Here is a 26,415-nt window from a genome sequence, read left to right on the forward strand (position 1 = left end):
AATGACAGGTATTTATTGCATTGCTTTTTCCTTTTGTATCAACGGGACAGAAAGCAATGCAATGCCTGCCATAAAAGCAGCGGTAACAAAAAAGATGTTACCGTGAAGCACGTTAAATAAAAATGCACCGCTAACCAACCCAATAATACTGGCAAGGCTTCCGGCTGCACTGGCTACTCCCTGTATAGCTCCCTGGGTATCTTCATTGCCGGTATTAGAGAGCAATGCCACAAACGATGGCCACATAAGCCCGTTACCCAAAGCAAAGAACAATGCCCCAATATACATTACCACAATATTATTAAAGGTAAGGCAGACAAAGCATATTGCCAATAAAAAGCCGCCTGTAATAACAAGTACGGCACCCGAAAAATGCTTGCTGAGATAGGTAAGCAATGGTCCCTGAACAACCACGAGTGCTCCACTTAGAAATGAGAAAAACACCCCAAGCTGTAGTACCGACCACTTTAATTCGTCGGCTGCATAAACAGGAAATGCTATATAAAAAAAATTAAAGGCAAGGTATATCAGGAAATAGAGCAACAGGAAATAAGGTACTCCATCTATCTTAAAAACTTTAAATACATCCTTTTTTGTGGGTTGATTAATTGTTACTTTATCGGTATCAGCAGATTTAAACCTGCTTTCATGGATGTAAAAATACACTACAAAGACAGCGACAAAAGATATTAGGGCTGTAGCAATAACAGGCAATAGGTTACCCAATACCGTGGCTCCCAGCAACCCTGCCATTAATGGGCCAAAAATAAGCCCCATATTTGAAGCAGCAGATATTTTACCAAAGTTTTGCTTCCGGTCTTTTTTCTCAAATATATCGGCAAGATAGGCATTGGCTACAGAAATGCTTCCACCGGTTAAACCATCAATAGCCCGTGCTAAAAAGATTAGCATAAGTGGTAAAGTTATTACCAGATCGTTATGCTTAGCGGCATTAGCTACTGTACCGGACGGTGCAATTAGCAAACCCACAATAAATATCATCCACCCTATAAACGTGCCTATTTCGCTAATTAATAATATCTTTTTGCGGCCAGAACTGTCTGACCAGTTGCCTAAAAGCGGTGCACCAACAAGCTGAAATACAGAATATGTCGCCCCAAGTAAACCGTAGGTTAAGGCGTTACCACCCATTTTTAAGACAATTACCACAAGGAATGGTAATACAACACTCATTCCTAACGTATCTATAAATGTAACCAAAAGTATAGGGAACAATTTAGGTTTTGCAGGAGTTTGTGTGGTCATGGTTTTTATATTTCAAAATTAAGGCAGATTGAAATCATTACTTAAAGTTACTGATAGTAAAGATACTAAATTACGTTCTATAAAGTAATAAACCCACAGGCTTACGTCTGTGGGTTTAAATATCTATATCAATTACATATATAACTACGGTTAACTCTATAGGTTGGCTAACTTATCCTTAATAAACCTTAAACTACCCACAGCAAGAGCCTCAGTATTGTAAGGAGATTTTTGCCATAGCGAAACCGCCTGCTGCATCCCGGCAACAGACGATGAAAAATTTTCAAGTACCAAATTTCCATTAAAGTCAATTTCCTTTAGTGCACCAAAAAATTCATCCCAATTAATTGTACCTTCGCCGGGCATACCACGGTTGCTCTCGGTAATATGCACATGCTTAAGTAATTTATCCGACTGTATTACCGGATCGTGAAAATTATTCTCTTCAATGTTCATGTGAAAAGTATCCAGGTGAACCGCAAGGTTAGACGCTCCTGTTTTTTCTATCAGCTCTATAACATTAGCAGCAGTATTACAAACGTAGCTTTCGTAACGATTTATTGGCTCTATGCCTATGGTAATGCCGCTTTTTTGGGCATAATATGCGGCTTCACCCCAAACATTAATAATAATATCTTTCTCTGCCTTAGTAAGTGGGTTTCCTGTAAACACACCAATGCCACCATGCAGTACACCACCTAAAAAGTCGGCATCAAGCACTGCGGTTTTATCAAGGGCCTTTTTTATAAGGGCCAGGGCATCTTTAGGATAAAAAGAAATATGTGCTTCTTTGGGCAGGTTAACCGAGCAAACCACACCCAGATTATTTTCTTTTAATTGTTTTTTTACAGTTGGAGCATCAAAGTCCATGTTGTTTGGCAGCAATATTTCGATGATGTCAAAACCTGCCTGTGCTGTTTTTTGTATGGCATAATGGCCTGCTTCGGCATTCCATAATGGCGTTATCCATGATAGCAGTGATGCCCCTATTTTAATATTCATTGTAATTGTTTTATTGTAATTAGTTTAAAACACCCACCATTCTGACCGTACCCCAAAATACGTACCCAGCCTTCTGTGTCCCGCCTGCTCTAAAAACGGCGAGTACATGGCACTCTTTGCATAGTCGTTGTACCGGGCTACTTCAGCAATAAGGCGAATATGTGGCCGTGCCCATGGGCTGCGTTCGGCAGTAGGTACAATAGTTGGCGCCAATGCAAATTTTGCCATTGTGGCCTGTGGGTTGTAACCGTCTTTACGGGTAGTATAATGCAGTTCTGTCACCATGTGGAACCAATCGGTAACGTAGTAAATGAGCCGTGTGCCGAGGGCAAGGTCAGTCTTATCGTTAAAAATTTCACGCCCATAAAAATTCATGGCTTTGCCTTTGGTGTCGGCACCTCCCCTGCTTTTGGTATACACTGCGTATGGGTTAAGGCTAACCCTGTCAGACAGGTTAAGCATTAAATGCTCAACTGCCGTAAAAGAAAAGGCTCCCTTGTATTTACCATTACCATCGGGTGCGCCAAAAGTGCGCCAGGTTTGTGTACTGCCGCTGTCTCCCCCATTTGCTATGCCTGTACCATACCGCACAGATATCTGGTTAAAAGAACCGGGCTTTTTTGTAGTGAGTTGCGAACTTAATTTAATACCGCCTACAAAGCCATAATCTGACGGATAATTAGGGTCGGCATTTTTTGTAACGGCAGAAACGTAGTGATATTCTGCCAGTAGCTTTATAAGATGTTTTTTATTGATGTTAAAGCTATGCTCTGCCACCATAACCTCCCTTTGCCTGTAAGCTAAAACCTTACTACCCGATATAATGTTAGCATACGAATATGGTGTAACATTAGACGAAGTAGTATCTATAGCCGCGGGAAAAAACATAGAGAAAGAAGTCTTTTTATACTTTACACCAAAGCCCTGCGAGGAGTGGTCATCAAAATAAAAATAATCGGCAATATGTATGTCGTCATAACGCATGTAGCGGGCCCCTGCCCAAACACTCCAGGGGCTCCCTACGATATTGCGCGCTTCTACAAAGGCTTCGGGCAGGCTTACTATCATACCGTTTATTGACCCTGAATGTACATTACCCAAAAATGTACCATTTGAGGAATAAAAGGCCAGCCTCACCTGAAAATCTATTGCAGTGCTATCCTTATTTGCATTTACCGGAGTGAAATGAAAGGCAGGAAGCAGGTCTACATAATCGCCCTGATCCATCCTGCCGCCCAGTGATCCCTGACCCAACAGGTTAAGTTGGCGGCCTGTATGCCCTTCTATATCCGGAGAGTACCCAAACCCTATCCGGCCGGTAGTGCCAAAGGAAAAATTTTTATTTGTTATTACTATTTGGCTGTTAACGGCATTACTGCCCAGCAATACAGCAATAAATATAATTAACCTGTAAAAAGAACCAGGTATCATATCGTGCTTTTATTTATAGCAACACGGTTTACACCAAGCGTTTTAGGCTTATAATATTTAACAGCAAAAAGTAGTATTACTACATAGCATACTATAGGCAACAGGTAAGCATAAGCAATATTAGTATTGGCTACCAGGCCCATTATTGGTGGAAAAACCGCCCCGCCAAACATAGCCATTACTAAAAATGACGATGCCTGCTCTGTTTTGTTGCCCAGCTTTTTTAAGCCTAAACTAAATATTGTAGGGTACATTACACTTAAAAAGAAATTGAGCATAACCAAAGCGCCAAAAGATACCCACCCAAAGCTTTGCGAAATTACAAGGCACAGCACCATATTACAAACGCAGTATATGGCAAGTAATTTATTAGGCGCTATGTAGCGCATTAAGAACGTGCCTATAAAACGGCCAACCATCATCATGGCCATACTAAGCGAAAAGTAATAGGCTACCTGGTTATCTGCCAGGCCTGTTTTTTCTACACCATAATTTATAAAGTATGCCCATGTACCGCCCTGTGCACCAATGTTGAAGAACTGTGCCAGTACTGCCCACATAAAATGACGCTGGCGGTATAATGGTGCGTTTGCAACTACATCAGTATTTACAGCATCAGCATCATTATGAGATGTTTCAGCATGTGGGTCTTTAAGGGCAGGGACTTTTACAAACCAAAAGGCAATGGCAATGGCAAGTATTACCCCGCCGATGATCATGTACAGATTTTTAACCGACTCTAACCCTGCTGCACCCTCTGTATTTAAAATAAAGAAACCTCCTAATAACGGCCCTATTATAGCTCCTAACCCGTTAAATGATTGTGCGAAATTTATGCGCTGGTCACTTGTACGTTCATCTCCTAACGATGCTATAAATGGATGAGCAACAGTCTCTAACGTTGCAAGGCCGGATGCCAATATAAACAATGCCGCCCTGAAATAAGTAAATGATTCGTTTTGCGCTGCCGGAACAAATAAGAATGCCCCCAGAGCATATAAAATAAGGCCTAATAAAACGCCTTTTTTATAGCCGTAACGTTTCATGAACAAACCTGCCGGAATGCCCATTACTGCATAAGCGCCAAAAATGGAAAGCTGCACAAGCCCTGATTCTGATTTGCTGATGTGCAGTACATTCTGGAAATGCTTGTTAAGCACATCGCCCATAGTTATGGCAATGGCCCAGCAAAGAAACAGTGAAGTGACAAATACAAAAGTAACAAGGTACTTTTTTTCGGTAAATTTTGCCTGAGACATACTACTGATTATTAAATATTAGCATTTGTTATGTTACCCTCTGCAACACTATTGGCCTCACAAAAAGATTCGAAATCTTTAATGGTATAATTTGGGCATGCGCCTTCTTTAGATGTTATAAAAGCACCAAGTGCCGTAGCCTGTTTCATGATTTCCTGTGGTGTTGCGCCTGCAATCCTTTTAGAAAGGAAACCTGCCAGGAACGCATCCCCGCTGCCTACTGTATCCTGAATAGTTACGGGTACTGCCGGAAACTCGAAATGCTCATCGCCATTATAATATACCGCACCTTTACTCCCTTTAGAAACCAAAACTTCGGATACATTAAACTCCTGCTGAATAAAACGGATACCATTGTCCTCGCTTGTATATTCTTTACCCAAAAAGTCAAGTATTATACGCAATTCGGCTTTATTCATTTTAACGAGGTCGGCTTTTTTAAGCAGTTCTGTAATAATTTCAACCGAATAAAATGGCGGACGTATATTTACATCAAACACCTTGAATTTTGCAACTTCTAAAAGTTTTAAAAGTGTTTTATACGACACCTCATTGCGGGTTATAAGGCTGCCAAAAACAAAAGCATCGGCGTTAGCCACTTTTTCTGTATAATCTTTGCGGTACTCAATAAAGTCCCAGGCTACGGGCTGCACAATATCATAATGTGCCTCGTTATGCTCATCTATATGAGCTATTACAGTACCCGTATCATATTTTTTATCTACCTGGCTATCGGCTACTGTAATACCCCAGTCTTCAATCTGGGCAAGTAATGTTGCTCCATAACCATCGTTACCTACACGGCTTATCATGTGGGCATCTACCCCCATGCGCATAAGGTTATAGGCTACATTAAATGGTGCACCACCGGCACGTGCGCCTGTAGGGAAAATATCCCAGAGCACTTCTCCAAAACAATATATGGAGGGCTTATTTATTCGATCTTTCATTTTAATATTTAGTTAAACGTTTAAGCAAATGGATAAATAAAAAAGTTAAGGTGTTTTAGGGTTAGAAGTCTGCCCTATATGGAGCGAAGCATCTACAACAATGTTTGCCACTGGTGCAGACGGATCTTCTATTTTTAAATGTAATTGTTTAAGGGCTTCCTTTCCTATTTCTGCCAAAGGTTGTCTTATATAAGATACCGACTGGCTAAAAAGTTCGTAAGCTTCTGTTTCATCAAAAGCTATTACGGCAATATCTTCCGGTATTTTTACAGTGCGTTTCATAAGGTTTTTTAATCCTGAAACTGCCAGTTTATTACTTGTAAAAAACAGTGCATCAGGTTTGTTATTATCATTTAGCAAAGTTGTAAGGGCAAAATCGATATCGGCGTCAATGCTATTAATATTAACACTTATAACAGAAGCATCATTAAAAGCAAGATCATGCTTTTTTAATGCATCTGTAAAACCAAGTGTCCTTTCGGTAAGATGCGGAAGTGTAGTATTATATGCCACAAGCACAATATTTTTGCGGCCACCGGCTATAAGGTGCTCTGTAGCAGCAAAACTGATATCATAATTATTTATGCGGATACCCGAAGCTTTAACATTCTCCAGATAACGGTCGATAAACACAAAAGGAATTTTTTGGCGAATTATCTTTTCCATGTAAAGCTCACTGTTTTCAACCGGGGCAATAATAAGCCCGTCTACCTGCCGGTCTGAAAACAGCTCAATAAGGCTTTCAAATTTTTCGTTATTCTCGTCGCTGCTGCCTATAATTAGCGTATAGCCTTTCTTTTTAGCCTCATCTTCTATAATACGTGCAATTTGCGAAAAGAAAGGGTTGGCAATATCTGCAACAATAAGCCCGATAGTAAATGTACGCTGCGTTTTAAGGCTTTTAGCAATATTGTTAGGCCGGTAATTAAGCTCATCGGCAGCTTTTCTTACCTTATCTATGGTTTCTTTACCAATACGGCTATCGGTCCTGTTGTTAAGCACATAAGATACTGAGGCGATGGATACTCCCGCCTTTAATGCCACATCTTTTATTGAAACTTTTTTCACTATAACGATAACTTACTTTGGCAAATATAACAAGATTAAACGTTTAAGCAAATAATTTTGAATTTATTTTTATTAGCGAGGATTGTCGATGTTAAAGCATTTTCAGTTTTTCTTCTTCAAGATCCAGGTAATGCAGGTGTTTCCTTATTATGTCTTCATTAATATTGTCTTCACTATTTCGTTTATGCAATACCTTGCGCTGCAGGTTAAGGATGTCAAGGTAAACAGCCTTGGCATCATCGCTCATAAGTACGGTATCGTGGGCATCATTGGTATCTTCCCACTTACGCTCAAAAAATTGCAATATAGGTTGGGCACGCAATGTGTCGCTATAGTTATCCCGCAAATGTTTAAGTGCATGCCCGGCAAGTTCTTTCCGCAAATCGCTGTAAAGCTCTTCCTCAGGTTTGGTCGTATCGGGGTCATCAATATGGATTACCTTTATAAGATATGGCAATGTTAACCCCTGTAATAGCAACGTTGTAAGAATAACAATAAAGGTTATAAAGAGTATTAGGTTGCGGTGCGGAAAAGCAGATCCATCCTGTAATTGCACCGGTATAGACAAGGCAGCAGCCAATGAAACAACACCCCGCATACCTGCCCAGCCTAAAAGTAACGGCACCCTTGCACCTGGGTTTGAGGCATCTGCAACAGTTATAAAATTTCGTGCTATGAGCGTTACCACAACAGCCATATAGGCCGAGATGATCCTGCCCATAACTAATACCGCCGTAACAAGAAGCCCATAACCTATGGCAGTAAATAAATTTACCTCTTCAAGACCATTCACAATTTCGGGAAGTTCGAGCCCTATGAACATAAATACAAGGCCGTTAAGCAGGAAACTAAAACTTTCCCACACATTTGTACTTCGCAGCCGCGATGTACTGCTAAGAAAAGAAAGCCTGTGGGTAGATAAAAACAAACCTCCGCTAACAACTGCCAGTACTCCAGAGCTATGTATTTCTTCTGCCGATATGTAAATAATATATGGCGTAACAAGGCTAAGTATAATATCGCTGTTAGCATCTGTAGGCAGTAATTTATGCATTTTCATAATTACATACGCTATAATCAGGCCGGCCCCTACCCCGCCTGCCAGCATCCATGCAAAACTTACTGCTGCCTCCTGCCATATAAACTGCCCCCGTGGCAACTGCTATTAGTGCAAACCTGAAAATAATAAGCGAAGATGCGTCATTCAATAAGCTCTCTCCTTCTAAAATAGATGAAAAACGACGCGGTACTTTTACAAATTTTAAAATAGCACCGGCACTAACGGCATCCGGCGGCGATATGATTCCGCCCAGTAAAAAACCAAGGGCAAGTGTAAAGCCGGGTATAAAATAATTTGCCACAAGCGCTACCGAAAATGCGCTGAAAAATACTACTACAAATGCAAAACTGCTAATTATGCGTCGCCATTTCCATAATTCTTTCCAGGATATAGCCCATGATGCCTCGTACAAAAGTGGGGGCAAAAATATTATGAATATAAGTTCTGACTCAATATGTAATGCAGGTATAAACGGAATAAAACTAATGCCTAACCCTGCTAAAACCAGTAAAACAGGATAAGCAACCCTAATTTTATTTGCCAGCATAATAAGCAACAAAATAGCCACAATGAGGCCTAAGTAGAATGGGAAATCATGTAGCATTTGCAGATATATTTTGATAGTATAATATTACAAAAAATTGCGGAATTTTATTTTGGTTTATACAATAACAATGCATTTTGCTACAAGGATATAATCTTTTAACCATGATAGCGCCTGCTAAATGAACAGATACTCCTTAAAAATTGTTATTTTTGATGTGAAACTACAGCCATAAAAAGTATTACTATGGATAAAAATTTAAGTATCAGGACGGTAAACGTTACCCGGTACATTACCCCGCTTCGCGAAGGCGGCTCGCTGCCTGCCCTTGCCGAAGCCGATGACAATTTTAACTATGTACTTAAATTTAAAGGTGCGGGCCATGGTACTAAAGCTTTAATAGCCGAATTACTGGGCGGCGAAATTGCCCGTGCCCTTGGCTTGCCCGTGCCCGAGCTTGTTTTTGCAAACCTCGACGAAGCCTTTGGACGTACCGAAGCCGATGAGGAAATCCAGGATTTGCTGCAAAACAGTCAGGGACTTAACCTCGCTCTGCATTATCTTAGCGGTGCCATAAATTTTGACCCTGTAGTTACTACAGTAGAGCCAAAACTTGCCTCGCAAATAGTATGGCTTGATGCTTATATTACTAACGTAGACAGGACATTTAGGAATACCAATATGCTTTTGTGGCATAAAGAGTTATGGCTTATAGACCATGGCGCAGCTTTATACTTTCATCATGCCTTTACAGATCCTGACGGGCATGCCCTTACCCCTTTTGCACTTATAAAAGACCATGTGTTACTACCCCAGGCATCGCTGCTTGAAGAGGTAGATGCAGAATATACTGCCCTGCTAACAGAAAATATAATAAGGCAAATTGTAAACCTGTTGCCGGATGAGTGGTTACAATGGGAAGGTGTTGAGCAAACACCCAATGAGGTTAGGGAAATTTATGTACAGTTTTTACTGGTACGGTTACAAAATTCAGCAATTTTTATAAAACAGGCACAAAATGCAAGACAAGCACTTATATGAGTATGCGGTAATTCGCGTTGTGCCAAGGGTTGAACGCGAAGAATTTATAAATGCAGGCATCATTACGTTTTGCAAACGCCAGCGTTTTGTAAAGGTATTGTATACCGTTAACGAAGTTAAACTAAAAGCGTTATGCCATGATATAGACACGCATCAGCTTGCTCTTAACCTTGCCTCGTTTGAGCGTATTGCACGTGGCGCTAAAGATGGCGGCCCCATTGCCCAATTTGATGCTGCCGAACGTTTTAGGTGGCTCACAGCCATACGCAGCTCTGTAATACAAACATCGCGGCCCCACCCCGGCTTTTCTATAGATATGAACGAAAAAACACAGCAGTTATTTGAAGACCTTGTGCTGTAAGTTAGATTTTAAAAGTAGATTAAACTTTCAACCTGTATATTAAATATAGGCACGAATTCCACAAATTTTCGATAAACAAATTGGTGAAAGTTTGTGGAATTCGTGTAAAAATAATTCGCAATGCGGTGCTTATGGTTTACAAATTTTGCGGTAAAAATTTATCCCTGTAGCTAACCGCATTGCCCGATACCATAAAATGCCCCTCGCCGCGGTAATGTATAGTTTCAGGATATTTTGGTGAAATAGCTACGTGCGCTTTAACTACTTCAAAAATGAAAAAGTTGTATTTGTCCAGCATTTGGGCATCATGAATTTTGCATTCAAAATGGGCATAACATTCGGCAATTAAAGGTGCCTTAACCATTGTGGCTTCTTCTGCCGTCAGGTTAAATTTTTCAAATTTATTTACGTCGCTCCCGCTACAATTACCTATACCTACTACGGTTGTAGCCATGTGCACTTCGGGAATATTAATAACACATTCCCCGCTGTCTTTTATTAGGTCATAACTATAGTTAGCCGATGTGATCATGCAGCCAATAAGCGATGGCGAAAATTCCATAACGGTATGCCAGCCCATTGTCATAATATTTGTTTCTCCTTTATAAGCACTGCTTACCAGTACTACAGGCCCCGGTTCAAGAAAACGCCTGATCTCTGATACGGGAAAATCCTGTTTATTATAATTTTTCATACTGTTTTGTTTTTAAGTAATATCCGGATCTCTATGATTAATTAGATAAATATATTTAAACATGCAAAAACAGGCAATGGCACCAAAGGTGTGCCACAAAAAGTGAGTCCCGGTTCCTCGCGGCAGCCACCCCCATTTATCAGATACCCTGAAGGTAAGCGCACATATAAATGCCAGTAACGCAAAGCCCACCCAGCGGCCGCTTTTAAAACCGGTGCGTATTAAGTATCCTATAACGGGCAGCAGTACAACACCCGCCAATACCGCATAGTTAATATTTATAAACAGCTGCACATCGCCAGGCACCATCTGCCGCCTGGCATAAAATTGGAAAATAATGTAAGCCACAATAAGCAGTACGGCATAATACCAGCGTGTAAGCTTTACCAAAAAATATACACCGGCACTAACACACAGCAACATAATGGGCAACCAGTCCATCATAATAAAAAAGCCCCACTGGCGCAGGCCGTGGTATATAGTTCCGCCTATACCGCCAATGTACAACAGCAGCAACGCTCCCGTCATAAAAATATGTTCGCGGGTGTGCCCCCATACTTTTATGGTCCAGTAAATAGCAATGGCAAGAAAAAAGCAGGATGTAATTGTATTGAGAGGCTCCGGAAAAAGATGTTGCATATTGGTTTCCGCGTATACACTCCCACCATCGGGCGGATTTGGAAAATTATTCATATATACAGTAAAATTTGTACTAAAATTAGCACTTAAACACTTTACAACTAATAGATTTAGTATAATATTATAAAATTTTACAACGCATATTATTTAAATAAATTTCTGATAAACAATATGTTAATTAAATACTAAAGAATTTTTGTTACAATATTTTACAATCAGTAAAAGCTACTGTTATTATTAAGTAATTTTTGTACATTTACTTTCATTTTTTAACTGCAATTATTCTTAATAATACTTAAGCACGATGGAACTTTACATAAAGTATAACATTGACATGATGTGTAAAGTCCTGCTACAGCAACAGCTTGATAAATTTAATATAAGCTGTAAGGTAACAGAACCCGGATATGTAAAGTTTAAAGAAAATATACCTATGGAAACTTACACGGCTTTTATAGAGTCGTTAAAACAATTTGGTATAGAAATAGTAGATAACCAAAAGAGTATACTGGTACAAAAAATTAAAAATGTTATTATAGAAATGCTGTATTCTGATAAGGGTATGCAATCTCTTAAAGTATCTTCTTACCTGGCCGAAAAACTTGGTGAGAGCTACCGCACATTATCGCAGGTTTTTTCGGAAGTGACTTTTATATCTATCGAAAATTTTATTATCTTGCATAAAATTGAAAGAGTAAAGCAGCTATTATTAACAGAAAATTTGTCTCTTACAGAGATATCTTTTATGATGAATTACAGCAGTGTGGCCTACCTGTCGCAGCAGTTTAAAAATATTACGGGGGTTACACCCACGGCCTTTCAAAAAATTATGAGGCAAAAACGTTACATAGATATCAAATAAAAATAGTTATATATACACAATAGATGCGCCCTAACAATTTACACATAATGCTTGCCGATGATGATGAAGACGACAGATTGTTCTTTAAGGAAGCATTTGAGGAGGTAAAAATAAAATATGATATTACTGCCTTTAATGACGGAGAGCAATTAATGCATTACCTTAACCAGGACGAAAACCCTTTACCGGATATCATATTCCTGGATCTTAACATGCCGCGAAAATCTGGCATGGAGTGCCTTAAAGAAATTAGACAAAATGACAGGCTTAAAAAAATATCTGTAGCAATTTACTCTACCTCCTCATCTGAGCAGGATATTGAAGATACTTTTGTAGCAGGTGCTAATGTTTATATAAAAAAGCCTAACGATTTTAATATGCTTAAAAAAGTATTAAGCGATGTTGTGCATATAAACTGGCAATACATTGTAGATGGCCTTAATAAAGACAGCTTTATACTTAGCCTTTAAAAATACAAAATAAATATAAACAAAACCCCTTAATCTTAACAATTAAGGGGTTTTGTTTATTAATCAATCTCCTCAAAATCAATATACTCACCTACTTTTTTCTTTTCTTTAGGGCGCTCTTCACGAGTTTTGCTTTCTTGATCCTGCTGATAGTTATATTGCTGTTGCTGTTGTTGCTGATATAAATTTTCGCCCGCTTTTTTTACCACCTGTTGCACTATTGTAGGTGCAAGCAGCCTTAAAAAATACCTTACGGCATAGTAAACAAGCATTATAATAAATAAAGTTCTTATAATACCGGGAAATGATGCTGTATCCATTATCATAAAGTTTTGTCAAAAATAAACAATCTCTTTTTTAAAATTAAATTACGATTCTTAAAATAATAATAAATATAGTATTTTTGGAGAACCTAACGTATCACAACCAATAAACGAGCCAAATATGACCCGCAACCTAAAATTTTTTATACCCGCACTATTGTTTGGCGCAACCGTTGCACATGCCCAATATACAGACCAGATTAACACAAACCGCCCGGGACAGTCAATGGCCGCATACTCTGTGGGCAAAACAATTTTTCAGATAGAAACAGGTATAAGCGGCACGCACGAAAACCACGATGTTTTAAACTATGAAGCTAATGGCGTAGCGCTCGACCTTGCTTTGCGCTATGGGGCTTTTGCCGAAGAACTGGAGTTTATACTGGATACGCAATACCGCTTTGACCAATATAGTGATGCTCTGTACACTTATAACCGAAACGACTTTAAAACACTTACGTTTGGAGCTAAATACATGGTTTACGACCCTAATAAAAACTACAAGCCGGAGCGAAATGTTATAAGCTGGAAAGCTTCGCATAAAATTAGCTATAGAGCACTAATACCTGCCATTGCTGTATATGCCGGTTTTAACTTAGTGGGTAAAAACAATCCCTACTCCTTTCCTGATGATAAATTAAGCCCTAAAGTAATGGCTATTGCCCAAAACAACTTTGGTAAATGGGTGTGGGTAAATAATTTTATTGCCGATAAAATAGGCACGTCTTACCCCAGCTATGGATGGATAACTACAGTAACCCGTGGGTTTAACACGCACTGGTCTGGATTTTTAGAATTTCAGGCCTACAAAAGCGATTATTATGCCGATGGTATTGCCCGCGTAGGTGCTGCTTACTTATTAAGTGATACTATGCAGATTGACGCTTCGCTAAGTAGTGGCTTTAAAAATACCCCTGCTGTACAGTATGGAGGTGTAGGCTTTTCATGGAGATTTGATGCCGATTACAATGATATACTTTTATCTGGCAAAGGCGACAGGGAAAACCTGCTTGAGGAAGACCAGAAAAAGGCAAAAGACGAAAAAGATAAAAGAAAAAAAGAAAGGGAAGAACTACTTAATACTCCTGTAGAGCCATAGCTCCCAGACTAAATGCACATGATAACTATAAAAGAAGCAAAGACTAAAAGCGAGGTAAAAGATTTTATAAAATTTTCTTTTACCCTTTATAAAGATAACCCCAACTGGATACCGCCGCTTATAAGCGATGAAATGGAAAGCTTTGATAAAACTAAAAACCCCGCGTTTGAGCACGCCGAGGTTAAGTTTTACCTTGCCTATCGCGATAATAAGATTGTAGGCAAAATAGCTGCAATTATTAACTGGCAGGAAGTTAAAGAACAGCATAAAAGTAAAGTACGCTTTGGCTGGTTTGATGTTATTGACGATATAGAAGTAACTAAAGCCCTGCTGGAAAAAGTATACGAATTTGGCCGTGAAAATAATTTGGAACATGTAGAAGGCCCTATGGGATTTAGCAACCTTGATAAAGTAGGGTTGCTTACAGAAGGGTTTGATAAAGTAGGCACTGCCATAACATGGTATACACTTCCTTATTACGTAACCCATTTAGAAAAACTGGGCTATGTAAAAGAGAAAGAATACAGGGAAAGTATTTTTCCTTTCAGTAATGTAAAAGTAGAGCACTTTCTTAAAGCCAGCATACTTATAAAAAAACGTTATGAACTTACCACACTAACATTTAAATCTACTAAAGATGTCATGCCTTATGTAGATAAAATGTTCGACCTGTTTAATAATTCTTATGGTAAGTTATCGTCTTTTGTGGCAGTGTCGCAATCGCAAAAAGAATATTTCAAGAAAAAATACATTAGTTTTATAAATCCTGAATACATTATTTTTGTTGAGGATAAAGACAAAAAACTTGTTGCTTTTAGTATAGTGATGCCTTCTTTTGCAGAGGCACTTGTTAAAGCTAAAGGCAGCCTTTTCCCTTTTGGTTTCTGGCATTTGCTACAGGCACGCAAAAAGAGTCGCGATGTTGTTTTTTACCTTATTGGCGTAGATCCTGAATACCAAAACAAAGGTGTAACGGCCTTAATTTTTGAACAGTACTATAACGTATTTAAAGAAAATAAGATAGATATGTGTATTCGTACACCAGAGCTGGAAGATAACCACGCCATAAATAACTTATGGAAAACTTTTGACCCTGTAGTACACAAACGCAGGGCTACTTACCGTAAAGATCTATAAGCTATAAAGCCTCCAGTTAACAAGGAGGCTTTTTTTGTGGTTAATCTATTATCTTTACCTAACATATTTAAGTAAAAAAGAGTCCCAAAACGGGACTCTCAATATAATTAGTAGATGCTCTAATTTATTATTTTAATGTAAATGTAGAGTTTGCTACCGCTACCCCTTTGTCAAATACATTTACAGTATATAAACCTTTGGCAAAGTCTTCACCTTTTACAGTTTGGCTTACTTCCATATTTTTGTTTTGATATGTAGCGTTTGTTATAAAGCTATAAGTAAGTGAGCTATCGCCAAAAGATTCTGTTTTCTTTTCGCCTATAACATTATTCTTAGGGTCTATAACCTGTACATAATATTGCTTGTCTCCGGCTGTGGCTACTTCATTAGCAGCAATGGTAAAACTAATTTTAATAACATCAACACGCCTTGCCTTTTCGGTCTCTACCAGTTTACCAGAACTTCTTTCTTTAAAAGACTGTGCTTTAAGATTTACAAGGCTAAGCTTTTGTGCTTTTTCTACCGTTTTGCTCAGGTTGTCGTTTTTAGTAGCAAGCGTGTCTATGTAACGTTTAGATTCGTCTAAGGCTGTCCTGCTGCTATCGCGCTGAGTTGTTAGACTGCCATTTTCTTCCTTTAGTTTTTTAACCTGTGCTATAAGCTGGTCATGCTCACGCTTAAGTTTAATATAATCTGTTCTGTAATGTGCTAATGAGGCTGTTGTTCCATCTGCTTTTTTTACTTTTTCAAGCAGCTCTACTATTTTAGCACGCTCTGTTTCGAGGTCGCCTTTCAGGCCTGTGTTCTCTGCTATTGCAGCATCATAACTTTCTTTGGCGGCTTCAAGCTCTTTTACTAAAGTTTCTTTTTCAGATAAATGCCCCTTCTCGATCTTCTCATTATCAGTACTCATTTTATACATGTAGGCAAGGCTGCCCACAAGTAAAATTGCTAAAACAACGATTATCGCTTTTAAACTTGAATTGCTTTTTTGACTTTCCATATTGAATTATTTTTTCTCAAATTTATATATATTTTAATACGATTTTTCCATTTTAACGAAAAATTAAAGAAAAATAGTATTTTTGACTGCAAGAAAGAAACTATGGAAAATATAATCAGGTTTACTGCGGCCGACCTTTTAAAATGTACAAACCAACGAAGCGGAGAAATAAAATTTGGCGAGCGCGTACAGTTAATTCCTGCCGAAACATCTGTTTATGAGGCATTAAAATCATCCGATGCAGAGTTTGTTTTACTCGGCATTCCGGAAGATGCAGGAGTACGTGCAAACAATGGCAGGCCCGGTGCAGCCCTTGCATGGGAAAGTGCAGTACAAACTATTGTAAACCTGCAGCATAATAAATTTTGCAAAGGGAACAGATTGCTCATTTTAGGCAGGATAGATGTTACCGAATCTCAAAAATTAGCCGAAACCATAGACCAGTCTGATAAAGAAGGCAGAAAGGAATTATCTAAAATTGTAGAAAAAATAGATAAAGATGTAGCTTACATAATATGCCAGATAGTTAAGGCAGGTAAAGTACCCATAATTATAGGAGGCGGCCAAAACAATGCTTACGGTAGTATAAAAGGCACATCGTTAGCAAAAGGCAAACCTGTAAATGCAATTAACTACGATCCTTACCCCGATTTTAGGGTGCTCGACAGGCGCCACAGCAGTAATGGCTTTATGTATGCATTTGAAGAGGGTTTCCTTAAAAACTACTTTATTTTTGGTGTTTTTGAAAATTATGCTTCTAAAGGTGTTATAGAAACTATTAAAAAATATACCGAAAGGATACGTTATAACACATACGAGCAAATTGCCATTCGTAAGGAAAAACATTTTAGCGAAGAAATGGCTCTTGCCGTTGGTTTTATAGGCGACGACCCTTTTGGGCTGGAAATAGACCTTGAAGCACTACCTAATGTGGGCGGCAGTATCATGACTAATACAGGGTTTAGCATAGAAAAAGCACGCCAGTTTGTACACTATTTTGGCGAAAGCAAAAACGTGGCCTACCTGCACATAAGCGAAGGCGCACCACAACTGGGCGATGAAAAAAACCCGCAGCTTACCGGCAGGCTTATTGCCCATTTGGTAACTGATTTTATGAAAGCCAAAAAGGTGGTGTAAAAATACACTGCACAATACAAATCAGGATAACCTTCTGCTTTTATTGTTTTAGCCCATACCATATTAAATGCGTATCTTTGCAGCTATCTTAGTACCTATTACTTAGTACTTAAACAATTGTACATGAAATTTGACGAATTAAATTTAATAAGAAATATTCAGCAGGCTTTAACCGAAGAGGGTTATGAAAACCCCACTCCCATTCAGGAGCAGGCAATACCCATTATTATGGAGGGTACAGACCTTGTGGGCTGCGCACAAACGGGTACCGGTAAAACAGCCGCCTTTGCAGTGCCCATACTGCATAACCTGCACCGCATAGTAGGTTCTGCCACAAAAGTTAAATACATCCGTGCACTTATAGTTACCCCTACCCGCGAGCTTGCCCTGCAAATAGGCGAAAGCTTTGATACCTATGGTAAGTATACTAACATACGCCAGCTTACTATTTTTGGCGGTGTAAACCAGGTATCGCAAACAGACCAGCTACGCAAAGGCGTAGATATTCTTATTGCTACACCGGGGCGTTTATTAGACCTTCATAAACAAGGGTTTATAAAATTTGACCACCTGCACACTTTAGTTCTGGATGAAGCCGACCAAATGCTGGATATGGGCTTTATTAACGACGTAAAAAAGATCATAAAACTTACTCCGGATAACAGGCAAACACTATTATTTTCGGCTACTATGCCGGTTGCCATACGCGAACTGGCAGATACTTTCCTTACAAAACCTAAGTATGTATCTGTAGCGCCAATATCATCTACAGCTGAAAAAGTTAAACAACAGGTTTATTTTGTTGATAAAGGCGATAAGCGCAAACTGCTGTACCACCTTATACGCAACGAGAACCTTGATAACGTACTGGTATTTACCCGTACCAAGCATGGCGCAGATAATGTTGTAAAAGCATTAAAGAAAAACGGCGTAGAGTCTGGAGCTATACATGGCGATAAATCGCAAAACTCGCGGGTGCGGGTGCTCGATGCTTTTAAAAATAAAGAGATCCCTGTACTTGTAGCTACAGATATTGCAGCCCGGGGCATAGATATTGAGAGCCTGCCTTACGTAATAAACTTTGACCTGCCTAACATACCTGAAACCTATGTACACCGCATAGGCCGTACAGGACGTGCAGGAAACAGTGGCCTTGCCATATCTTTTTGCGCTAAAGATGAGCAGCCTTATCTTAAAGATATAGAGAAGCTTATACGTATGCCTATAAAAGTTATAGATGGTCACCCCTACCCTTATGGTATGGGCGAAGATGCCCCTAAAGAAGGCCAAAAGCCGGATCTTAGAAACAAGCCTAAAAACAATAACGGCGGCAGCGGACAAAAATCTAACAACTCAAGAAAGTCTGAAGCTTCTAAACAAAATAAAAAACGCTGGTATTAACCGGCGTTTTTGCTATTGAAGTTGTACTGACTTTTTTAATTATAGCGAAACATAGAGATTTCGGCCAATTGAAAAAAGTTAAGATGACTTCAGGACAATAATCTTTAAATATATTCGCTTACAATAAAAATATTTTTATGAAAAAAGTTGCTGTTGCCTGCTGTCTCTTAATCGTTTCATTATGCTATGCACAAAAGCCTGCAAAACCTGCTGTTAAAAAAACCACGGCTGCAAAACCCATAGCTGCAAAACCTACAGTTCCCGAAAAAAATGAGTGGGACGACCTTGATATAACTTTTGTAGCCTTGGTAGATGCTTTAGTAAAAAACGACCTGCGTGCATTTACAGCACTTAGCCTTAAGGAAGTAGACTGCATAGACTGCGTTGGCAAACCGGAGTTTAACAACGAAGGTTTTTTTGTAAGTGCAGATGTTTTTTATTTAAATATTGCCAAAAATTTTAGCCTTTCGCCGGTTTACAAAGCACTCTCTACCCGTGGCTATACATTTGACAAGATCACGATTAAAAATTTCAGTCCAAGGGTGCTGCCACGTAATTACAAGGGCGATCTTGTATTGTATGAGGCCTGGGTACCCACCTATCTTGTTAACGAATTATCTAAAGGGCATAAGGGTACAAGCCACGGTTTTCAATTTATAAAGACCGATGGGAAATTTAAATTTTATGGATTAACATCCATACCATAATCTGAAATCGTCTTAACTTTTTTATTGAAGAAAAAAATAGAAATTTTTGTTTTAGATTTTGGCTTTTTTGCCTTGCGTAGCAGCGCAATGGAGTAAAAACAGATAAAATGTAGAGCGAAAATTATTTTCAAGTCAATTGAAAAAGTCAGGATGAGTTCTTTATATAGTTACGTTGGCAAACTGCCGGTTTTTGTTTAAATTTGGATATTAACTTAAATAACACACCATGGAAATTGTTTACCACTATGCCACAGTTCTTAAAGCAATAACTGATCTTAGGGAAAAAGGATATACTGAAGATTTTAACCTTACCGATAACAGCATTACCTTTAATACAGGCAGTTTTGGCGAAGACGAGTTTGAAATTAGCGATGTTTACTTTTACGAAGGTGAGTCTGACCCTGATGAAAAAGCAACCGTTTATGGCATCGAATCTAAATTTGGCCACAAAGGAGTTTTAGTTACCGGTAATGATGCTTTCCCTGAGAGCGTATCCCGCAAAATTGTAGACAAGCTCCTGGTACACAGAAAAGACAAATAGGCTTATGAGAGCCTTCTGGAACTACTACTTTACCATAAATGTAGTTAATGTATTAGCCAGTATAATAATAGCGATAATGAACGGCCCTGTATGGCTGCCATTATCGCTTTGCTCATTTGGCCCGGGCATAGGTATGTTAGCCTATTATATTTTTTATAAAGATCAGTATTACTTTTACTATAATCTTGGGTACACAAAAAAGAAGCTTGCCCTAATGGTATTTGCATGTAATGCTATAATTGCCCTGCCGTTTTTACTCATATACCTTATATTACGATCATGAATAGGCTATCAGTAACAGGGCTAACCAAATCATTTGGTTGTATAAAGGTGCTTGATAATGTTAGCCTTAATTTACAAACGGGCGATATACTGGGAGTTTTTGGGCGTAATGGCTGCGGTAAATCTACCTTGCTTAAAATATTGTTTGGCACTGTTAAAGCAAATGCCATCAATATGCTTATAAACAATAACCCATTAAAGGCTAAACACATTATTCCTAACGGAGTAATAGCTTATTTACCACAAGACCCATTTTTGCCAAATAACCTTAAAGTGCGCAATGTTATACCTATGTACTTTAATGATGGCGATTTGCAGGACAAAATTTTCTTTGCACCCGGTATCCCTAAAATCGCCAATACCAGAGTTGGCAATCTCTCAATGGGAGAACTTCGCTATTTAGAATTGCTACTTGTGGGCAACCTTAACCACCCGTTCCTGATGCTTGATGAACCTTTCTCTATGGTTGAACCGCTGTATAAAGAACGTATAAAGGAATTCCTTAACCAGCTTAAAACAACTAAAGGGATTATTGTAACCGATCATTATTACAGAGACATCCTCTCTGTAAGTACATCAAATATACTTTTAAAAGACGGTAAGACTATTACTATAACTACTGAAAACCAACTTATAACCGAAGGCTACCTGCCAGAATCTCTCTTAAACCAGTAAAAACTAAAATAAGGGTATCTGTCCGTCCTCTTCGGGTATAATATCGCCATCCGGTAAATCATCCGGTGGGGTCTCTATAATTTCTTCCGGCTCCGGTTCGGGCTCTTCATACGGTAACGGGTCAAGCAGGCTTATTTGTCTTACCTTTTCTGATGTTAACACGTTACCCAGAGCCTTAATACCTTTTACTGCAATATAATTTTCCATATCTATTACCATGGTATCTTTTTGCACACCTTTTATTTTGGCAAAAATAACCTCGGCAACAGGGCGGTAATCGGTAGCTACAATTTCAAGCTGCGACTTAGGATGCTCTGTAATAAACGTTTCTTCCTTAGTACTGCTTTCAACCAAAAAGCGTTTTATAAAATAACGCTCTTTTTCGCCATCAAAGTAAATAGCAGAAATTGGTTTTTTAGGGTTCCACTTTTCAAGCACGATCATGCCGTCTTCAAAATGTGTGGTGAGTTCTGGTATAATGGTTTTTAGCTTACCGTTCTGGTTGATTACAAGCAGCCTGTCGTTAGGCCTGAATTCGCCCAACAGCTCTCCCCTCGCATCTACATTAAGGCGGTGTACGGTATCATCAAACCAAATGCGTCGAGGCTTAAGGGTAGAAATTCCCTTCTCCTTAAGCTCGATTTTCTTGATAGGATATTTGGCAACGGTATTACCTCTCGAAGCACGCCCTTTAATGGCTATGTTGGCAAAATCAAGGTCGAATTTAAGTTTTTTAACGCTACCCACCTGGCGCAACAGTACAGTAACAACCTCTGCCTCCCCGTTAGGGTTATCAGAGAAATACAGTACCATAGAGTTTTCGGTCCCCGCAGTTAGGTCGTATGGCTTGTCGCGCGTAATACCCGACACGTTAAAACGTTTAATATAGGATGGCCCACTCTTGCCATCGCGGTATATCATATTATAAATAGTGCGCTTGTCGTTCTTGTCAAATACTGCAATGTGAATAATGTCCTTGCCCACAAAGGTCTTAACATCTACTTTTGTAACCATCATGCTGCCATCACGCAGAAACACGATAACATCATCAATATCACTACAGTCGGCAACATATTCGTCTTTTTTAAGACCGGTACCTATAAAGCCTTCTTCGCGGTTTACGTATAATTTTGTGTTACGCAACACCACCTTGGTAGCCTCTATAGTATCAAAACTACGTATCTCAGTTTTACGTTCGCGCCCTTTGCCATAACGCTCTTTAAGTCCCGTAAAGTAATCAATAGCGAACTCTATCAGGTTCTCTAAATGATGTTTAACCTGCGCTATTTCGCCTTCTAAAGCTTCAATTTTTTCTTCTGCTTTATTGATGTCAAATTTAGAGATACGTTTAATACGTATTTCCGTTAAGCGCACAATATCTTCTTCGGTAACAGCCCTTTTTAAGTGGCCGGTAAAAGGCTTCAACCCTTCGTCTATAGCGCGGATAACACCCTCCCAAGTTTCTTCTTCCTCCATGGCGCGATACACCCTGTTCTCTATAAAGATACGCTCCAGCGACTGAAAGTGCCAGCTTTCTTCAAGTTCGTCAAGTTGAATTTCAAGTTCACGCTTAAGTAAATCTACCGTTCTTTCTGTAGATATTTTAAGCATGTGGCTAACGCCTACAAACAAAGGCCTGTGATCCTCAATAACACAGCCCAGTGGCGCTACCGATGTTTCGCAGCCAGTAAAGGCAAACAGCGCATCGATAGTTTTATCCGGCGATACTCCCGGCGGAAGGTGGATTAATATCTCGACTTCGGCAGCAGTATTATCTTCAATTTTCTTTATCTTAATCTTACCTTTTTCATTGGCTTTCAGTATACTGTCTATAAGCGTACCGGTATTGGTACTAAACGGTATCTGGGTAATAACCAGCGTACTTTTATCAAGCTGCGCGATCTTGGCACGCACACGGATACGCCCACCACGCATACCATCATTATACGCCGAAACATCGGCAATACCGGCAGTAGGAAAATCGGGGTATATGGTAAAGGGTTTGCCTTTAAGTATTTTTACAGAGGCATCTATCAGCTCATTAAAGTTGTGCGGAAGCACCTTTGTAGATAAACCTACGGCAATACCCTCTGCCCCCTGAGCGAGTAGCAATGGGAATTTAACCGGTAAATTTATCGGCTCATTTCGGCGGCCATCATACGATGCCTGCCATGGCGTAATCTTAGGGCTATACAGCACCTCAAGCGCAAACTTAGAAAGCCGCGCCTCTATATAACGGGATGCCGCAGCACCGTCGCCTGTAAGTATGTTACCCCAGTTTCCCTGGGTATCTATAAGTAATTCTTTCTGGCCTATCTGTACCATGGCATCGCCTATACTGGCATCTCCATGCGGGTGGTACTGCATGGTATGCCCCACCACGTTAGCAACTTTATTGTAACGGCCATCATCAAGCTCCCTTAGCGAGTGCATGATACGGCGTTGCACCGGCTTAAAGCCATCTTCAATAGCGGGTACGGCACGCTCCAGGATTACGTATGATGCATAATCCAGGAACCACTCCTTGTACATACCTGTTACCTTAGTAATGGTATCGCCGGAGTCGTTACTGTCGTCCCTGTTATAAAAATGTTCTCCTTCTTTTAAAGGCTCTAAATTGTCTTCGTCCATTTATTTTACCTTACAACTTTTCATTTTCGCCGAAATATTTTACCCCGGCATCTTCAAAAATTTTGTGCAATATTGACATTCTCTCAATGCACATCTCATTATAATTTAAACCCTCACTGCCATAGGATGTAGAGCAGCCAAGACAAACTTCTATAGTGGCAAAAATCTCTTTTTTCCTGTTATAAAACAAAATACAGTGCCTTGGATCATAACATGAGGCTACAGAATAATTTTTAGGGCACTTTTCAATAAATAAAAAATTAAACAGCCTTTGTCTTAGTTTTTCATTTAAAATAACCCTGTCTTTAATACCCGCAGGACTAACGGTCAATTTTTTATTTTTTAAAATAGGCTTAATCCTAACCACATCATCGTCGCCGTCATTAATAGTATCCCATTTATATCTTAAAGCATATGAGATTACTTCTACATTATCAGCACCGGCAATAAGTACGTTTTTATCAATAACAGGATTCGCATTTTTATCACCAGAAACGACCGATACTTGTTTAAAACTGTGTGATTCTTTTTTGGTTTTTTCACAACCATAAATAAAAATAAAAAACAATAAAATCAGAATGTATTTCATTTACAAATGCTGTTGTAAAAATGTTCTCCTTCTTTTAAAGGCTCTAAATTGTCTTCGCCATTTATTTCCTTCCAAAAAATATATTTGCTTATCTTGTAACACACCCCTAACCCCTCTCAAGAGGGGAACCAGCTTCACTCAAGCCTGCTCAATCAAACTATAGCTGATTGCTTAGTTCTTTACAATAAAATTTATCTTTTAAGATTTTTAGGCGTTGCAGCGCAACGTCTCTACAGCAATCGCGTAGCTCAATCTGAAATCTGAAATCATCAATCTGAAATCCCCTTAACCCACCTCTACATCAAGCTCTACTTTCAGGTTATTGATAATAAATTCCTGCCTGTCAGGTGTGTTCTTGCCCATATAAAATTCGAGCAGGCTTTGTATCGATGTAGCGCTATCGAGCATTACAGGATCCAGACGAATGTCCTGCCCTATAAAGTGTTTAAACTCATCGGGCGATATCTCTCCAAGACCTTTAAATCGTGTTATCTCCGGTTTGCCTTTCAGCTTTTCCATAGCAGCTTTACGCTCGTCTTCACTATAACAGTATATGGTCTCTTTCTTGTTTCGCACACGGAACAACGGCGTTTGCAGTATGTACAAATGCCCTTCTTTTATAAGCTCAGGGAAAAACTGCAGGAAGAACGTTATCAGCAGCAGGCGAATGTGCATACCATCAACGTCGGCATCGGTAGCGATAACAATATTGTTGTAACGCAGGTTCTCCATTTCATCCTCAATATCAAGCGCAGCCTGCAGGAGGTTAAATTCCTCGTTCTCGTATACAATCTTTTTAGTCATGCCATACGAGTTAAGCGGCTTACCCCGAAGGCTAAATACTGCCTGAGTGTTTACATCCCTCGACTTGGTAATAGACCCCGAAGCAGAGTCACCCTCTGTAATAAACATGGTGCTCTCTAAACTGCGCGGATTCTTAGAATCTGTTAAATGCACGCGGCAGTCGCGTAGCTTTTTATTATGAAGGCTGGCTTTTTTAGCCCTGTCCTTAGCCAGTTTACGTATGCCCGAAAGCTCTTTACGCTCACGTTCGGCCTGTAATATTTTTTTAAGCAAGGCATCAGCCGTTTCCGGGTTCTGGTGTAAAAAGTTGTCAAGTTTGTTCTTAACAAAGTCGTTTACAAACGTACGTACCGATGGCGCATCCGGACCCATATCTGTAGAGCCCAGCTTGGTTTTTGTCTGCGATTCAAATACAGGTTCCTCTACCTTAACGCTTATGGCGCTCACGATAGATTTACGAATGTCTGACGCTTCAAAATTCTTGTTGTAAAACTCTTTAACGGTGCGCACAATTGCCTCACGAAAAGCCCCTAAGTGAGTACCGCCCTGTGTGGTGTTTTGCCCGTTAACAAAAGAGTAATATTCTTCGCTGTATTGCGATTTACTATGCGTCATTGCGAGCTCTATGTCGTCATCCTTAAGGTGGATGATGTCATAAATACGGTCGTCCTCGGCAATGGTTTCGCCAAGAAGGTCTTTAAGACCGTTGTCACTATGATATTTTTCGCCATTATAAATTATTGTCAGCCCCGTATTGAGGTAACAATAATTTTTAAGCATTTTTATAATGTACTCATTACGGTACTTGTAGTTTTTAAATATAGTTTCGTCTGCGGTAAAGGTTACTTTAGTACCCTTACGCCTGGTGGTTTCGGTAACAGGCTCTTCAAGGGTAAGCTCCCCGGCAGAGAACTCGGCAGCCTTTATCTGGTTATCCCTAACCGATTCTACCCTGAAATAATTAGACAGTGCATTAACCGCCTTTGTACCCACACCGTTTAATCCTACCGATTTTTTGAACGCCTTTGAGTCGTACTTACCACCGGTATTCATTTTAGATACAACGTCTACCACTTTGCCCAATGGGATACCACGGCCAAAGTCGCGCACGCTTACAGTTTTATCTTTAAGTGTAACCTCTATGGTTTTGCCGGTGCCCATTACAAACTCATCGATACAGTTATCAATAACCTCTTTTATAAGGATATAGATACCGTCATCGGCAGATGAACCGTCGCCCAACTTACCAATGTACATACCGGGGCGCATACGGATATGCTCTTTCCAGTCGAGTGATCGTATGTTGTCTTCGGTATACTGATTTTGTTCGGACATAAAGTTTAGGCAGATTTTCTGCTAATGTACCATTTCTGCGGAAAAAAACAAAAGCCGGACGCAAGAAAAGTTTTAATTTCCTTAACAAATCCGGCTTAAAATCG

27 protein-coding genes are annotated in these 26,415 nt (G+C 39.5%); 12 read left to right on the forward strand and 15 right to left on the reverse strand.

Features of this window, described 5'->3' with window-relative positions; translation table 11 throughout:
- Positions 1 to 12: 12 nt before the first annotated feature.
- From F565_RS0101880 to F565_RS23355, 8 genes are all read right to left on the reverse strand, one after another.
- A complete protein-coding gene (locus F565_RS0101880; protein WP_020211490.1) occupies positions 13 to 1,266 on the reverse strand; it encodes an MFS transporter in 1,254 nt (417 codons plus the stop codon).
- 156 nt (positions 1,267 to 1,422) lie between these two features.
- Positions 1,423 to 2,268 (reverse strand): sugar phosphate isomerase/epimerase family protein, encoded by an 846-nt coding sequence (locus F565_RS0101885; RefSeq protein ID WP_020211491.1) that lies wholly within the window; start codon positions 2,266 to 2,268, stop codon positions 1,423 to 1,425.
- A gap of 24 nt (positions 2,269 to 2,292) precedes the next feature.
- A complete protein-coding gene (locus F565_RS0101890; RefSeq protein WP_020211492.1) occupies positions 2,293 to 3,699 on the reverse strand; it encodes a carbohydrate porin in 1,407 nt (468 codons plus the stop codon).
- Positions 3,696 to 4,958, reverse strand: coding sequence for a sugar MFS transporter (locus F565_RS0101895; RefSeq protein WP_020211493.1), 1,263 nt, complete (start codon positions 4,956 to 4,958; stop codon positions 3,696 to 3,698). Before F565_RS0101895 ends, F565_RS0101890 begins: the two co-directional genes overlap by 4 nt.
- 11 nt (positions 4,959 to 4,969) lie before the next feature.
- A complete protein-coding gene (locus F565_RS0101900; protein ID WP_020211494.1) occupies positions 4,970 to 5,908 on the reverse strand; it encodes a carbohydrate kinase family protein in 939 nt (312 codons plus the stop codon).
- A gap of 45 nt (positions 5,909 to 5,953) precedes the next feature.
- On the reverse strand, positions 5,954 to 6,976 hold the full coding sequence (locus F565_RS0101905) for a LacI family DNA-binding transcriptional regulator (RefSeq protein ID WP_020211495.1): 1,023 nt from the start codon (positions 6,974 to 6,976) through the stop codon (positions 5,954 to 5,956).
- Positions 6,977 to 7,067: 91 nt separating this feature from the next.
- Positions 7,068 to 8,084, reverse strand: a complete 1,017-nt coding sequence (locus F565_RS23350) for a cation:proton antiporter (protein WP_316931030.1) — start codon at positions 8,082 to 8,084, stop codon at positions 7,068 to 7,070.
- Positions 8,023 to 8,640, reverse strand: a complete 618-nt coding sequence (locus F565_RS23355) for a cation:proton antiporter domain-containing protein (RefSeq protein WP_316931031.1) — start codon at positions 8,638 to 8,640, stop codon at positions 8,023 to 8,025. Before F565_RS23355 ends, F565_RS23350 begins: the two co-directional genes overlap by 62 nt.
- A gap of 186 nt (positions 8,641 to 8,826) precedes the next feature.
- On the opposite strand from F565_RS23355, the gene F565_RS0101915 reads away from it, so the two are divergent.
- Together F565_RS0101915 and F565_RS0101920 are read left to right on the forward strand one after the other, a co-directional pair.
- Positions 8,827 to 9,621 (forward strand): HipA family kinase, encoded by a 795-nt coding sequence (locus F565_RS0101915; protein ID WP_020211496.1) that lies wholly within the window; start codon positions 8,827 to 8,829, stop codon positions 9,619 to 9,621.
- Positions 9,599 to 9,982, forward strand: coding sequence for a DUF3037 domain-containing protein (locus tag F565_RS0101920; protein WP_020211497.1), 384 nt, complete (start codon positions 9,599 to 9,601; stop codon positions 9,980 to 9,982). Before F565_RS0101915 ends, F565_RS0101920 begins: the two co-directional genes overlap by 23 nt.
- 136 nt (positions 9,983 to 10,118) lie before the next feature.
- On the opposite strand, the gene F565_RS0101925 is transcribed toward F565_RS0101920, so the two are convergent.
- Together F565_RS0101925 and F565_RS0101930 are read right to left on the reverse strand one after the other, a co-directional pair.
- The gene (locus tag F565_RS0101925; RefSeq protein ID WP_020211498.1) at positions 10,119 to 10,676 is read right to left on the reverse strand and encodes a flavin reductase family protein; all 558 of its coding nucleotides are present in this window, start codon (positions 10,674 to 10,676) and stop codon (positions 10,119 to 10,121) included.
- 12 nt (positions 10,677 to 10,688) lie between these two features.
- Positions 10,689 to 11,369, reverse strand: coding sequence for a hypothetical protein (locus tag F565_RS0101930; RefSeq protein ID WP_020211499.1), 681 nt, complete (start codon positions 11,367 to 11,369; stop codon positions 10,689 to 10,691).
- Between the two features lie 250 nt (positions 11,370 to 11,619).
- Between F565_RS0101930 and F565_RS0101935 the strand changes: the two genes are divergently transcribed.
- Both F565_RS0101935 and F565_RS0101940 read left to right on the forward strand, forming a co-directional pair.
- A complete protein-coding gene (locus F565_RS0101935) occupies positions 11,620 to 12,177 on the forward strand; it encodes a helix-turn-helix domain-containing protein (protein WP_020211500.1) in 558 nt (185 codons plus the stop codon).
- A gap of 23 nt (positions 12,178 to 12,200) precedes the next feature.
- Positions 12,201 to 12,647: a response regulator gene (locus tag F565_RS0101940; RefSeq protein WP_026299824.1), complete on the forward strand. Its 447-nt coding sequence runs from the start codon at positions 12,201 to 12,203 to the stop codon at positions 12,645 to 12,647.
- Positions 12,648 to 12,706: 59 nt separating this feature from the next.
- On the opposite strand, the gene F565_RS0101945 is transcribed toward F565_RS0101940, so the two are convergent.
- Complete coding sequence (locus F565_RS0101945; RefSeq protein ID WP_020211502.1) at positions 12,707 to 12,967, reverse strand: DUF4834 family protein; 261 nt, start codon at positions 12,965 to 12,967, stop codon at positions 12,707 to 12,709.
- A 124-nt stretch (positions 12,968 to 13,091) separates the two neighbouring features.
- Between F565_RS0101945 and F565_RS0101950 the strand changes: the two genes are divergently transcribed.
- Positions 13,092 to 14,069 (forward strand): transporter, encoded by a 978-nt coding sequence (locus F565_RS0101950; RefSeq protein ID WP_020211503.1) that lies wholly within the window; start codon positions 13,092 to 13,094, stop codon positions 14,067 to 14,069.
- An 18-nt stretch (positions 14,070 to 14,087) separates the two neighbouring features.
- Positions 14,088 to 15,206 carry a GNAT family N-acetyltransferase gene (locus tag F565_RS0101955; protein ID WP_026299825.1) on the forward strand — a complete coding sequence of 373 codons (1,119 nt, stop codon included), beginning with the start codon at positions 14,088 to 14,090 and terminating at the stop codon, positions 15,204 to 15,206.
- A gap of 127 nt (positions 15,207 to 15,333) precedes the next feature.
- On the opposite strand, the gene F565_RS0101960 is transcribed toward F565_RS0101955, so the two are convergent.
- Positions 15,334 to 16,209, reverse strand: a complete 876-nt coding sequence (locus F565_RS0101960) for an AAA family ATPase (protein ID WP_020211505.1) — start codon at positions 16,207 to 16,209, stop codon at positions 15,334 to 15,336.
- A 102-nt stretch (positions 16,210 to 16,311) separates the two neighbouring features.
- On the opposite strand from F565_RS0101960, the gene F565_RS0101965 reads away from it, so the two are divergent.
- From F565_RS0101965 to F565_RS0101990, 6 genes are all read left to right on the forward strand, one after another.
- Entirely contained in the window at positions 16,312 to 17,346 is a 1,035-nt protein-coding gene (locus F565_RS0101965; protein ID WP_020211506.1) for a formimidoylglutamase, read from the forward strand.
- 123 nt (positions 17,347 to 17,469) lie between these two features.
- Complete coding sequence (locus F565_RS0101970) at positions 17,470 to 18,747, forward strand: DEAD/DEAH box helicase (protein ID WP_020211507.1); 1,278 nt, start codon at positions 17,470 to 17,472, stop codon at positions 18,745 to 18,747.
- A gap of 137 nt (positions 18,748 to 18,884) precedes the next feature.
- Positions 18,885 to 19,454 carry a hypothetical protein gene (locus F565_RS0101975; RefSeq protein WP_020211508.1) on the forward strand — a complete coding sequence of 190 codons (570 nt, stop codon included), beginning with the start codon at positions 18,885 to 18,887 and terminating at the stop codon, positions 19,452 to 19,454.
- Between the two features lie 226 nt (positions 19,455 to 19,680).
- Complete coding sequence (locus tag F565_RS0101980; protein WP_020211509.1) at positions 19,681 to 19,995, forward strand: hypothetical protein; 315 nt, start codon at positions 19,681 to 19,683, stop codon at positions 19,993 to 19,995.
- Between the two features lie 4 nt (positions 19,996 to 19,999).
- Positions 20,000 to 20,278: a hypothetical protein gene (locus tag F565_RS0101985; protein WP_154652506.1), complete on the forward strand. Its 279-nt coding sequence runs from the start codon at positions 20,000 to 20,002 to the stop codon at positions 20,276 to 20,278.
- Complete coding sequence (locus F565_RS0101990) at positions 20,275 to 20,952, forward strand: ATP-binding cassette domain-containing protein (protein WP_020211511.1); 678 nt, start codon at positions 20,275 to 20,277, stop codon at positions 20,950 to 20,952. Before F565_RS0101985 ends, F565_RS0101990 begins: the two co-directional genes overlap by 4 nt.
- 3 nt (positions 20,953 to 20,955) lie before the next feature.
- On the opposite strand, the gene F565_RS0101995 is transcribed toward F565_RS0101990, so the two are convergent.
- From F565_RS0101995 to F565_RS0102005, 3 genes are all read right to left on the reverse strand, one after another.
- Positions 20,956 to 23,583, reverse strand: coding sequence for a DNA gyrase/topoisomerase IV subunit A (locus F565_RS0101995; RefSeq protein WP_020211512.1), 2,628 nt, complete (start codon positions 23,581 to 23,583; stop codon positions 20,956 to 20,958).
- Positions 23,584 to 23,593: 10 nt separating this feature from the next.
- Positions 23,594 to 24,172, reverse strand: a complete 579-nt coding sequence (locus F565_RS0102000; protein WP_020211513.1) for a hypothetical protein — start codon at positions 24,170 to 24,172, stop codon at positions 23,594 to 23,596.
- Positions 24,173 to 24,457: 285 nt separating this feature from the next.
- Positions 24,458 to 26,311, reverse strand: a complete 1,854-nt coding sequence (locus tag F565_RS0102005) for a DNA topoisomerase IV subunit B (protein ID WP_020211514.1) — start codon at positions 26,309 to 26,311, stop codon at positions 24,458 to 24,460.
- Positions 26,312 to 26,415 lie beyond the last annotated feature (104 nt).

The sequence above is a fragment of the Flavobacterium rivuli WB 3.3-2 = DSM 21788 genome (assembly GCF_000378485.1).
In the GTDB taxonomy this organism is placed as follows: domain Bacteria; phylum Bacteroidota; class Bacteroidia; order Flavobacteriales; family Flavobacteriaceae; genus Flavobacterium; species Flavobacterium rivuli.